Source organism: Micromonospora sp. NPDC126480 (assembly GCF_040302465.1).
In the GTDB taxonomy this organism is placed as follows: Bacteria; Actinomycetota; Actinomycetes; order Mycobacteriales; family Micromonosporaceae; genus Micromonospora.
In genome coordinates this window covers 18,031-30,287 of sequence record NZ_JBEORU010000035.1, presented here as the reverse complement: position 1 = coordinate 30,287, position 12,257 = coordinate 18,031, and the positions used below count along the sequence as shown (strand labels likewise).

At 72.3% G+C, this 12,257-nt stretch carries 9 protein-coding genes; 8 read left to right on the top strand and 1 reads right to left on the bottom strand.

From position 1 onward, the window contains the following. The first annotated feature begins 109 nt into the window (after nt 1–109). From ABTW87_RS26075 to ABTW87_RS26050, 6 genes are all read left to right on the top strand, one after another. Nucleotides 110–727, top strand: a complete 618-nt coding sequence (locus ABTW87_RS26075) for a TetR/AcrR family transcriptional regulator (RefSeq protein WP_350653627.1) — start codon at nt 110–112, stop codon at nt 725–727. Between the two features lie 138 nt (nt 728–865). Further along, nucleotides 866–2,203, top strand: a complete 1,338-nt coding sequence (locus tag ABTW87_RS26070; RefSeq protein WP_350653626.1) for an acetyl-CoA carboxylase biotin carboxylase subunit — start codon at nt 866–868, stop codon at nt 2,201–2,203. A gap of 157 nt (nt 2,204–2,360) precedes the next feature. Continuing rightward, nucleotides 2,361–3,272 (top strand): hydroxymethylglutaryl-CoA lyase, encoded by a 912-nt coding sequence (locus tag ABTW87_RS26065; protein WP_350653678.1) that lies wholly within the window; start codon nt 2,361–2,363, stop codon nt 3,270–3,272. Nucleotides 3,273–3,493: 221 nt separating this feature from the next. Further along, nucleotides 3,494–5,026, top strand: a complete 1,533-nt coding sequence (locus ABTW87_RS26060; RefSeq protein ID WP_350653624.1) for an acyl-CoA carboxylase subunit beta — start codon at nt 3,494–3,496, stop codon at nt 5,024–5,026. Between the two features lie 58 nt (nt 5,027–5,084). Next, nucleotides 5,085–6,233 carry an acyl-CoA dehydrogenase family protein gene (locus ABTW87_RS26055; protein ID WP_350653623.1) on the top strand — a complete coding sequence of 383 codons (1,149 nt, stop codon included), beginning with the start codon at nt 5,085–5,087 and terminating at the stop codon, nt 6,231–6,233. Between the two features lie 102 nt (nt 6,234–6,335). Continuing rightward, on the top strand, nt 6,336–8,960 hold the full coding sequence (locus tag ABTW87_RS26050) for an ATP-binding protein (RefSeq protein ID WP_350653621.1): 2,625 nt from the start codon (nt 6,336–6,338) through the stop codon (nt 8,958–8,960). A gap of 241 nt (nt 8,961–9,201) precedes the next feature. Here the strand turns inward: ABTW87_RS26050 and ABTW87_RS26045 are convergent, their stop codons facing one another. Beyond that, nucleotides 9,202–9,714: a MarR family winged helix-turn-helix transcriptional regulator gene (locus tag ABTW87_RS26045; protein ID WP_350653619.1), complete on the bottom strand. Its 513-nt coding sequence runs from the start codon at nt 9,712–9,714 to the stop codon at nt 9,202–9,204. Between the two features lie 103 nt (nt 9,715–9,817). Here ABTW87_RS26045 and ABTW87_RS26040 point away from each other — a divergent pair, with 103 nt between their 5' ends. Both ABTW87_RS26040 and ABTW87_RS26035 read left to right on the top strand, forming a co-directional pair. Continuing rightward, nucleotides 9,818–10,399, top strand: coding sequence for a YceI family protein (locus ABTW87_RS26040; RefSeq protein ID WP_350653618.1), 582 nt, complete (start codon nt 9,818–9,820; stop codon nt 10,397–10,399). A gap of 277 nt (nt 10,400–10,676) precedes the next feature. Next, nucleotides 10,677–12,155, top strand: coding sequence for a glutamate-cysteine ligase family protein (locus tag ABTW87_RS26035; RefSeq protein WP_350653617.1), 1,479 nt, complete (start codon nt 10,677–10,679; stop codon nt 12,153–12,155). Nucleotides 12,156–12,257 lie beyond the last annotated feature (102 nt).

The window sequence follows — 12,257 nt, the reverse complement described above, 5'->3', positions numbered from 1 at the left end:
CGGACGCGAGCGCAGGTTCCGGACCGCGTACCGGGACCGGGCCGAATGTGAGCGACCACCGGGTAACCACGGCCTCCACCGGCGGCGGCGGGCGGTCTACGCTTGCCGGGTGACGGTGGAGCAGCAGGCGCGGGCGAGGACGACCGGCGGTGCCGGTCGGCGCCGGTCCCGCAAGGACGAGATCCTGGAGATCGCGGTCGGGCTGTTCGCCGCCCGGGGCTACCACGGCGTGTCGATGGACGACATCGGCGCGGCCGCCGGGGTGACCGGTCCGGCGCTCTACCACCACTTCGCCGGCAAGGAGGCGATGCTTGTCGCCGCGCTGATCCCGGTCAGCGAGGGGCTGCTCGCCGGTGGCCGCGAGCGGGCCGCGGCGCACCCCGGCGACCCGCGCGCCGCGCTGGAGTCGCTTATCGACTTCCACGTCGAGTTCGCCCTGGCCAACCCGGCGGTGATCGCCCTGCACCTGCACGAGCTGGACCGGCTGCCGGACGAGCCGCGCCGGCGCATCCGCCGGCTGCAGCGCCTCTACGTCGAGGAGTGGGTGACCGTGCTCACCGGGCTGCACCCGGGGATGCCGGACGGGGAGGCGCGAGTGCTCGCCCACGCGGCGTTCGGCCTGATGAACTCCACGCCGTTCCTCGGTGGCGAGGTCGACCGGCAGCGCCGTGCCGAACTGCTGCGCGCGACGACCCTGGCCGCCCTGCTCGCCCCCGTCCGGTCCTGAGCAGCCCAGATGTTAAGAAGGGGCCCTTCCACTACCGGAAGCGTTAACAAGGGGCCCTTCCTTCGCCGCTGACTCGTCAGTAACCCGGGCGGCGTGGTTCCCTAGCTTCCGTTCGACCCCCGGACGTGGAGGAAACACATGATCGAGTCGCTGCTGGTCGCCAATCGGGGCGAGATCGCCCGCCGGATCATCCGTACCGCCAAGCGGCTCGGCATCCGTGCGATCGCGGTGCACTCGGAGGCCGACACCGGCCTGCCGTTCGTGACCGAGGCCGACGAGGCGGTCTGCGTGGGCCCGGCGAACCCGGCCCAGAGCTACCGGAACGTCGAGGCCGTCCTCGCCGCCGCCAAGTCCACCGGGGCCCAGGCCATCCACCCCGGCTACGGCTTCCTGTCGGAGAACGCGGACTTCGCGCGTACCGTCGAGGCCGGCGGCCTGATCTGGGTCGGACCCGGCGCGGACGCGATCGCCGCGATGGGCGACAAGATCAACGCGCGGAACCTCATGGCGGCGGCCGGCGTGCCGGTCGCGCCGGGCACCACCGAGCCGGCGGCCGATCTGGCCGCGGCGGTGACCGCGGCGGCCGAGATCGGCTACCCGGTGATGGTCAAGGCCGCCGCCGGCGGTGGCGGCATGGGCATGGGTGTCGCGCTGGACGAGGCCGCGCTGCGCACCGAGTACGACAAGGTGCGCGCGTTCGCCGAGCGGATGTTCGGGGACGGCTCGGTGCTGATCGAGCGGTACTTCCCCCGGGTACGCCACGTCGAGGTACAGATCCTCGGCCTGGCCGACGGCCGGGTGGTGGCCCTCGGGGAGCGCGAGTGCTCGGTGCAGCGGCGCAACCAGAAGCTGGTCGAGGAGTCGCCGTCCCCGGCGGTCACGCCGGAGCTGCGGTCACGCCTCCTCGCGGCGGCCGTGCGCGCCGGTGCGGCGGTCGGCTACCGCAACGCCGGCACCGTCGAGTGCCTGCTCGATCCGGCGACCGGTGAGTTCTTCTTCCTGGAGATGAACACCCGCCTCCAGGTGGAGCACCCGGTGACCGAGCTGGTCTACGGGGTCGACCTGGTCGAGGAGCAGCTGCGGGTGGCCGCCGGGCTGGCGCCGACGTTCGACCCGGACGCGCTGGCGCCGCGCGGGCACGCGATCGAACTGCGGATCAACGCCGAGGACCCGAAGCGCTTCCTGCCCGGCCCCGGCGCGATCTCCGCGTGGGTCGAGCCGACCGGCGAGGGCGTACGCGTCGACGCCGGCTACGTCGCCGGCAACACGGTCACCCCGTTCTACGACAGCCTGATGGCCAAGCTGATCGTGAGCGGCGCCACCCGGGCCGAGGCGGTCGCCCGCGCTCGCGTGGCGGTCGAGCAGTTCGAGGTCGCGGGCCCGAAGAACAACCTCCCCTTCTTCGCCGAACTCCTGGACAACGAGGAGTTCCTCTCCGGCGACTACGACACCGGCATCGTCACCCGCATGCGCTGACCCACACCCGGCCCGCGCGTTGATCATGAAGTTGTAGCTGCGACACGCCGCTGTTCACGGCGACAACTTCATGATCAACAGCGTTGGACGGGCGGGTGGGATGCTGGGGTGGTCAGCACAGCAACGCGTCACAGTGGGGTGATCGCTCATGGCGGAGATGCCGGGGTTCGTGTCGATCCGGGAGGTCGGGCCGCGGGACGGGCTCCAGAACGAGGAACCCATCCCGACCGACGCGAAGGTCCGACTGCTCGATGGCCTCTCCCGCACCGGGGTGCAGCGGATCGAGGCGGTGTCCTTCGTGCACCCGAAGGCGATCCCGCAGATGGCCGACGCGGACGAGGTCTGGCAGCGGGCGGAGAAGGTCGACGGGGTGCGCTACTCGGCGCTGGTCCCGAACACCCGGGGTGCGCAGCGGGCCCTGGCCGCCGGCTTCACCGAGATCGAGGTGGTGGTGTCGGCGAGCGACACGCACAACCGGCGCAACGTGAACCGTTCCACCGACGAGTCGCTGGACGACATCGCCGAGCTGATCGACCTGCTGCACGGCGCCGGCGCCCGGGCCGAGGTCATCGTCGCCACCAGCTTCGGCTGCCCGTACGAGGGTGACGTCGACCCCGCTCGCGTCGCCGGGATCGTGGACCGGGTGGTGCGCGACGGCGCCGACCGGGTGGCGTTCGGCGACACGACCGGCATGGGTACGCCGCGCCGGGTCCGCGAGCTGCTGACGGCGGTACGCGACCGCAACGCCCACGTCCCGGTGCTGCTGCACTTCCACAACACCCGGGGCACCGCGCTGGCGAACCTGCTGACCGCCATCGAGCTGGGCGTGACCGAGTTCGACGCGAGCGTGGGTGGCCTGGGCGGCTGCCCGTACGCGCCGGGGGCCAGCGGCAACCTCGCCACCGAGGAGGCCGTGCACATGCTGCACGACATGGGCATCGACACCGGCATCGACCTGGACGCCCTGATCGAGGTCGCCGAGCTGGCCGAGGAGCTGACCGGAAAGCGCCTCCCGAGCGGCGTCCTCCGAGCCGGCCCGCGAACCCGCCTGACCCCCCTCCCCACCTGACCCCACCCCTCCCCGCCGCGATCTTGCACTTTGTGCCCCGGCAAATCGGGCGTAAACCGCGAACCAGGGGCCAGAAGTGCAAGATCGCGGAGGTGTGGCGGGGCGGGGTCAGGCGGGGTGCGGGGAGGGCTGCCGGTGCGCTAACCTAACGATCGTTCAGGTCGGTTGGTCCGCTCACGAGGCGGGCCGACAAACAGGGCGGCGGCAAACAGGGAGTCGGCGTGACGCTCGACGGTGAGGCACTGGAGCAGCTTCGCAAGCGCGCCAGGGCCGGCGGTGCGGACAAGTACCACGCGGCGAACGCCGCGAAGGGCAAGCTCTTCGCGCGGGAACGGGTCGCGCTCCTGGTCGACGAGGGCTCGTTCGTCGAGGACGGCCTCTACGCCAACGCGCTGGCCGAGGGCCTGCCCGCCGACGGCGTCGTCACCGGCACCGCCACGATCGACGGCCGGCCGGTCTGCCTGATGGCCAACGACTCCACGGTCAAGGCGGGCAGCTGGGGTGCCCGCACCGTCGAGAAGATCATTCGCATCATCGAGCGGGCGTACACGACCGGCGTCCCGATGGTCTACCTGGTCGACTCCGCCGGTGCCCGGATCACCGACCAGGTCGAGCTGTTCCCCGGCCGGCGCGGTGCCGGCAGGATCTTCTGGAACCAGGTCCGCGCGTCCGGCTCGATCCCCCAGGTCTGCGCGCTGTTCGGGCCGAGCGCGGCCGGCGGGGCGTACATCCCGGCGTTCTGTGACGTGGTCGCGATGGTCGACGGCAACGCCAGCATGTACCTCGGCTCGGACCGGATGGTCGAGATGGTCACCGGCGAGAAGACGACGCTGGAGGCGATGGGCGGCGCGAAGGTGCACTGCGCCGAGTCCGGCGTCGGGCATTTCCTCTGCAAGACCGAAGCCGAGGCGCTCGACGTGGTGAAGCGCTACCTGTCGTACCTGCCCGGGAACTGGACCCAGACGCCGCCGAAGGCCGAACCCTCCGAGGCGCCGGGGAAGACCGACCTCGCGGCGCTGGTGCCGGCGAGCGAGCGGCAGGCGTTCGACATGCGCCGGTACGCGAAGGGCCTGCTCGACGAGGGCAGCTTCTTCGAGATCCAGGCGCTGTGGGCCAAGGAGCTGACCATCGGCTTCGGCCGGTTGAACGGCGAGGTCGTCGGCGTGGTCGGCAACAACTCGATGTTCAAGGGCGGCGTGCTCTTCGTCGACTCGGCCGACAAGGCCACCCGGTTCGTGCAGCTCTGCGACGCGTTCAACGTGCCGCTGCTGTTCCTCTCCGACGTGCCCGGCTTCATGGTCGGCAGTGCGGTGGAGAAGCAGGGCATCATCCGCCACGGCGCCAAGATGATCACCGCGATCTCCGAGGCGACCGTGCCGAAGATCTGCGTGGTGGTGCGCAAGGCCTACGGTGCCGGCCTCTACGCGATGGCCGGTCCCGGCTTCGAGCCGGACGCCACGATCGCCCTGCCCACGGCGAAGATCGCGGTGATGGGCGCGGAGGCGGCGGTCAACGCCGTCTACGCGAACAAGATCGCCGCGATCGAGGACGAGGCCGAGCGGGCCGCGTTCGTCACGGCGAAGCGCGAGGAGTACGAGCGGGACATCGACATCGTCCGGCTCGCCAGCGAGCTGGTGGTCGACGCGATCGTCGAGCCGCACGAGCTGCGCTCCGAGCTGATCCGCCGCCTCGCCGCCGCCCGTGGCAAGGACCGCCACTTCTCGAAGCGCCGGCACGGCGTCACCCCGGTCTGACCACCCTCCCGCCCCGGCGTCACGAGCGCCCGGCGGACCTTCCACACCAGGAGGAACCATGGACTTCCGGCTCTCCGAGGAGCACGAGGCGCTGCGGGCGAGCGTGCGGGAATTCGCCCGCGAGGTGGTCGCCCCGGTCATCGCCGAGCACTACGAGCAGCACACCTTCCCGTACGACGTGATCCGCCAGATGGGGAAGATGGGTCTGTTCGGCCTGCCCTTCCCCGAGGAGCACGGCGGCATGGGCGGCGACTACTTCGCACTCTGCCTGGTGCTGGAGGAGCTGGCCCGGGTCGACTCCAGCGTGGCGATCACCCTGGAGGCGGCGGTCTCCCTCGGCGCGATGCCCATCCACCGCTTCGGCACGGACGAGCAGAAGGCGCAGTGGCTGCCGAAGCTGTGCAGCGGCGAGGCGCTGGCCGCCTTCGGCCTGACCGAGCCGGGTTTCGGCTCGGACGCCGGCGGCACCCAGACGAGGGCGGTCCTGGACGGCGACGAGTGGGTGATCAACGGCTCGAAGGCGTTCATCACCAACTCCGGCACCGACATCACGGCGCTGGTCACGGTCACCGCGGTGACCGGCACCAACCCGGACGGCTCGAAGGAGCTGTCCACGATCATCGTGCCCACCGGAACCCCGGGCTTCGCGGTGGCGCCCGGCTACTCGAAGGTCGGGTGGACCGCCTCGGACACCCATGAGCTGACCTTCGACGACTGCCGGGTGCCGGCGGCGTACCTGCTCGGCGAGCGGGGCCGCGGTTTCGCCCAGTTCCTGCGGATCCTGGACGAGGGGCGGATCGCCATCGCGGCCCTCGCCGTCGGTCTCGCACAGGGCTGTGTGGACGAGTCGATCAAGTACGCGAAGGAGCGGCACGCCTTCGGTCGGCCGATCGGCGCCAACCAGGCGATCCAGTTCAAGATCGCCGACATGGAGTTGAAGGCGCACACCGCCCGGCTCGCCTACTACGACGCCGCCGCTCGGATGCTCGCCGGGGAGCCGTTCAAGCGTCAGGCCGCGATCGCCAAGCTGCACGCGAGCACCATCGCGGTCGACAACGCCCGGGAGGCGACCCAGATCCACGGCGGCTACGGCTTCATGAACGAGTACCCGGTGGCCCGCTTCTGGCGGGACTCGAAGATCCTGGAGATCGGCGAGGGGACGTCCGAGGTTCAGCGCATGATCATCGCGCGTGACCTCGGGCTCTGACGAGGGTCCGACCAACCGGCGCTGTCGGATATCCGCAGCGGGGCGTCGGCAGGACGACGATGGCCTGTCGATGGTCGGACGGCGTCCGTACCCTTCCTGCCCATGACCCCGGAGCATGATCGATCGCGGAGACCGGGCGGCCCCGGCGGGCTGCCCGACCTGCTCCGCGGGCACCGGCTCGCCGCCGGCCTGACGCAGGCCGAGCTGGCGTCCCGGGCCGGCATCGGCATCCGGACCGTCCGCGACCTCGAGCGGGGCCGCTCGCTGCGCCCGCAGCGGACGACCGTCGACCTGCTCGCGGACGCGTTGGGGCTGACCGAGCCGGCGCGGTCGGCGTTCGTGGCCGCCGCCCGGCCCCTGCCGGCGCCCCGCGCTCCGGAGCCGGAGGCGTCCGCGTACGACGCGGCGGTGGCACCGGTCGCGCTGCCGCCCGCCGCCGACCTGATCGGCCGGGAACGGGACGTGGCCGAGTTGGTGGGGATGCTCGGCGACGATCCGGCCCCCCGGCTGGTGAGCCTGGTCGGGCTGGCCGGCGTCGGCAAGACCGCGCTTGCCCTGGCGGTCGCCCACGCGGTGGCCGGGCACCACCCGGGCGGCGTGGCCGGCGTCCTGATCGGCGAGGGGTCGGACGCGCCCGACGTGCTCGCCGCCTCGGTCGCCGTGTTCGGGGTGGCCCGCCTCCCGGACCTCGCCGCCCACCTCGCCGGCCGGCCGGCCCTGCTCATCATGGACGCGGTGGAGCGGGCCCCCGATCCGGTCGCGGAGACCGTGAGTCGGCTGGCGGCCGGCGTGCCGTCGCTCCGGGTGCTGGTCACCGGCCGGCACCCGGTCGGGCTGCGCGGGGAGCGGGTCCGCCCGGTCGCCCCGCTCGACGTGCCACCGCCGGGCAGCGACCACGCCGGTCCGGCGGTCCTCACCGGTTATCCGGCGGTTGCGCTGTTCGCGGCCCGCCTCGCACAGGTACGCCACGACCCGCCGACCCCGGCCGAGCTGCCGGCGCTGGCCCGTCTGGTCCGCCGCCTCGGCGGCCTGCCCCTGGCGATCGAGCTGATGGCGGCGCGGGGCCGGATCCTCGACCTCAACGAGCTGCTGGACCGGTACGGCGACCGGGTCCTCGACCTCGCCACCTCGTCCGGCGCGGCCGAGCGGCCGGGGTGGGACGCCGCCGACCCGGGCCGGGGTGAGGCGACCCGCCCGGCGGTGGCGGAGACGCTGCGGGACGCCGTCGCGACCAGCTACCTGCTCCTCGCGCCGGACGAGCAGGCCGCGCTGCGGCGGCTCGCCGTCTTCGGCAACCGCTGGTCGATCGAGCTGGCCGAGGAGATGCTCGCCGACGACAACGATCCGGCCGAAGCCGTGGCGGTCGACCCGGTGCCGCTGCTGGACCGGCTGCTCCAGCTGGGGCTGTTGAGTGTGCGCGGGACCGGACCGTTCCGGTTCCGGCTGCTCGACGCAGTCCGTGACTTCGCCGCCGAGCAGGCCGCCGGCGCCGGGGAACTCGCCTTCGTACGGCGGCGGCACGCCCGTGCCATGGCCCGGCTGGTGACCCGGACGGCACCCGATCTGGTCGGAGTCCACCTGACCGCGGCGGTGCACCGGTTGGACGACGTGAGTGGCGACATCAGCACGGCGCTGGCGCATGCCGCCGTCGACGACCCGGTGACGGCGCTGCGCCTGGCCGCCGGGCTCACCCGGTGGTGGCGCTTCCGGGGGCGGGACGTCGCCGGCCGGCAGTGGCTGCGCCGCCTGCTGGCCGACCCGCGTACCGCCGACGCCGATCCGGTGCTGCGGGCGTGGGCGTCCCTGGGGGTCGCGCGGCTGGCCGCCGAGCACGGCGCGGGTGCCGAGGAGGTGCCGGCCGCCCGTACGGCACTGGCCGCGTTCCACGAGGCCGGCGACGTCACCGGCGAGCTGGAGGCCCGGACGGTGCTGTGCGCGCTGCTGATCGGCACGGGTGCCCCCGACGAGGCGCGGGAGCAGGCCGAGGCGGTGCTGGAACTGGCCACCCGGCACGGGCGGACCCGCGACATGGCGGTGGCGCAGAACAACCTCGCCTGGCACGGCATCCGGGTGGGTGACCTGGCCGCCGCCCGGCGCCGGCTGGCGGCCGTGGACCGGCTCGCGACGCAGTGCGGGGATCAGCGGCTCCGAGCGCTCGCCCAGGCCAACCTCGCCGAGGTGGCTCGTCTCGAGGGTCGGTACGCCGACGCCGTGGAGCGGGGGCGGCGGACGCTGGCGGCGTTGGCGGGCCTGGGTGACCCGGGGCACCGACGCCGTGTGCTGGGCACGGTCGGGTTGGCGCTGGCGCAGGGCGGCCGGGCGGCGGAGGCCGCCGAGGTGCTGGCGGAACTGCGACCGGTCGAGTCGGGGCGCGGCCCGGGACAGCCGGGGAACGGGTGGGTCGCCGGGCCGGGCTCGGCGGCCGGGTCGGTGGTGGACCGGGTCGCGGGGCCGGCGGACGGGATCTGCGCGCTGATCGAGGGCAACCTGGCGCTGCACCGTGGCGAGCGGGACCTGGCGGCCGAGTGGTTCGCCGCCGCGGCGGAGGCGGGCGGCGGCAGCCAGGACCGGCGTGATCTGGTGGAGGCGCTGGTGGGGCTGGCCGCGAGCACGGGGGACCCGGACGTGCTCGACCGGCTGGACGCGGTCTGCCGGGAGAGCGGCATCCGCCTGCTGCCGCACGAGGCGGAGCTGCTGTACGCCCTGGCGGCGATCCGCCGCCCGTGACCACCGCGTCGGCCCTCGGGCGGTGCGGCCGGGACGGGGCCGGGGGTGGCGCGAGCGACGAAGCCCCCTCTTACTACCCCTTGCTCATCGCTCGCGCCGTTCCCCCCGGTGCGTCCCCGCTGCACGAAGATTAGTCAGCCCGGGCGGTCCCGCCTGCCCGGTTTGATCGCCTATCGCCCGGGTGTACGGCAGTTCTGCCGGTCTTTCTGCCGGTGACTCCGGCCGCACCGCCGGAGGACGGTCAGGGCCGGCCGGCCGGTTCGGTGCGATCGACCGGGAGCGGGTCGGTGCTGCCGGCGGTGGCGCCGGGATGGACGGCGTCGCGCACCCGGCGCAGCCCGTCGAGGAGGGCCTTCAGCGAATCCGGGTCCAGTTGCCCGGTGAACCACTCCTCGATGATGCGCAGATGGCCGGGGAGCACCTCGTCCAGTCGCTTCAGGCCGCTGGCGGTGACCACCGCGTACGAGCTGCGGCGGTCGGAGGCGCAGGCGCGGCGGGTGAGCAGCCCGTCGCGTTCCATCCGGTCGACCACGCGGGTGACGCCGCTGGTGGACAGGGAGGTCTGCGCCGCGAGGTCGGTCATCCGCAGCTGGTTGCCCGGGGAGCGGGCGAGCCGGGTGAGCACCTCGAACTCCACCGGCGAGAGGCCGTGCTCCTCGAACTGGGCGGCGAACCGGGCCGACAGCCCGGCGTGCGCCTCGACGAGCAGGCCGACGGCGGTGATCCGGGGGTCGTCGAACACGTTCTGGTTCACGGGGCCATCCTAGCAGTCCTTGACATACGGAATATTGCTGCCGCTATAGTTGCTGAGACAGTCGTTGGGCTACTCAACAATCTTCCCCGGAGGGCAGTTACTCATGACCAGCAGCACCGAGTCGGTTACCCGCGACTGGGACGGCCTCACGATCCCCGCGACCGGCACCTACCTGCTCGACGTCGCCCACAAGCGCGTGGGCTTCGTCGCCCGACACATGATGGTCAGCAAGGTACGCGGTGAGTTCACCGACGCCAGCGCCACCATCACCGTCGGCGAGGACCCGATGCAGTCCTCGGTCACGGCCACGATCCAGGCCGCCAGCATCGACACCGCCCAGGCCGACCGGGACGCGCACCTGCGCAGCCCGGAGTTCCTGGACGTGGAGAAGTTCCCGACCCTGGAGTTCCGCAGCACCGGGGTGAAGTCCCGCGACGGCAACGAGTTCGTCCTCACCGGGGAGCTGACCATCAAGGGCGTCACCCGCACCGTCGACCTGGAGGTCGAGTTCGAGGGCGTCGGCCGCAGCCCGTTCGGCCAGGACATCTTCGGCTTCTCGGCGAGCACCGAGATCGACCGCGAGGACTTCGGCCTGACCTGGAACGTCGCCCTGGAGACCGGCGGCGTGCTGGTGGGCAAGAAGGTCAAGATCGAGATCGAGGGTGAGGCCATCCGTCAGGCCTGACGCTCACGTCGTACCCGAAAGGCCCGTGCCGCACGGCGCGGGCCTTTCGCGTCGGCGTGCAATTTGTCACCACATGTTCTTCGGCTGCGGCGATGCTCGTGAGTCGCGGCAGGGTAGGGATGCTGCCAGGCGCACCTATGGTGCCGTGCCGTGGCCGCCCGGCGACCGACAGTCGGGTGCGACCACTGGCCGGTGCCGCTGAGCGCTCCTACCGTAAATGGTTCACAATGCGCTGCGGAACGGCATCGTTCCGTCGCGTCGGGCGCCGGGAGGGCACATGGGCAGGGACGTCGCGCAGGGTGCCTTCTCCCGGGAGGACCGGGTCCGCTACCGGCAGAAGGTCCGTCGTTGCCTCGACGTCTTCGCGCTGATGCTTGACGACTTCGGTTTCGACGCCGACCGGCCGATGACCGGCCTGGAGATCGAGCTGAATCTGGTCGACTCCGCCGCCGAGCCGGCGATGCGCAACGAGGAGATCCTCGCCGACATCGCCGATCCGCTCTTCCAGACCGAACTCGGCCAGTTCAACCTCGAGCTGAACGCGCTGCCCCGGTTGATCGAGGGACCCGGCTTCGCGGACTACGAGCACGATCTCCGCAGCAGCCTCGCCCGGGCCGACGAGCGGGCCGCCAAGTCCGACGCCAAGATCGTCCTGGTCGGGATCCTGCCCACGCTCACCGAGCGGCACCTCGTCGCCGACAACCTCTCCACGAACGAGCGGTACCGGGTGCTCAACGACCAGATCGTCGGCGCCCGCGGCGAGGACATCGAACTCGACATCCGGGGCGTCGAGCGGCTGCAGACCCACACCGACTCCATCGCGCCCGAGGCGGCCTGCACCAGCCTCCAGTTCCACCTCCAGGTCGCGCCGGACAGCTTCGCCGACTACTGGAACGCCTCGCAGGCCATCGCCGCCGCGCAGGTCGCTGTCGGCGCCAACTCCCCGTACCTCTACGGCCGGCAACTGTGGGCGGAGACCCGGATCGCACTGTTCCAGCAGGCGACCGACACCCGGCCGGACGAACTGAAGGCCCAGGGCGTCCGCCCCCGGGTCTGGTTCGGTGAGCGCTGGATCACCTCGATCTTCGACCTCTTCGAGGAGAACGTCCGCTACTTCCCGCCGCTGCTGCCGATCTGCGAGGACGAGGACCCGGTGGAGGTGCTGCACGCCGGCGGCGTTCCGCAGCTCGGCGAACTGCGCCTGCACAACGGGACGGTCTACCGCTGGAACCGGCCGGTGTACGACATCATGAACGGCCGCCCGCACCTCCGGGTGGAGAACCGGGTCCTGCCGGCCGGCCCGACCGTGGTGGACATGCTGGCCAACGCCGCCTTCTACTTCGGGCTGGCCCGCGGCCTCGCGGAGGCCGACCGTCCGATCTGGAGCCAGTTGACGTTCAGCTCGGCCGAGGAGAACTTCCACGCCGCCGCCCGCCGGGGCATGGACGCCGTGGTGCACTGGCCCCGGCTCGGTGAGGTTCCGGTGGCCAGACTCGTCCTCGACGTGCTGCTGCCGACGGCAGCGACCGGGCTGGACCGGTTCGGCGTGGCTCCGGCGGAGCGGGACCGGCTGCTCGGCGTGATCGAGCAGCGCTGCCGGACCGGGCGCAACGGTGCCGTCTGGCAGACCGAGACGGTGTGGTCGGCTGAACGGCACCGGAACATGGACCGGGAGGCGGCCCTGCACCACATGGTCAAGCGGTACGCCGAGCTGCAGCGGAGCAACGAACCCGTGCACACCTGGCCGGTGGACTGACCGGCCGGCGTCGGTTCCCGCAACATCGTGCTCGATCGTCGAAGTAGTGGCCTCGACGGTTCGGGGAGGCCACTACTTCGGCGCTTCAGCGCGATCTTCGCG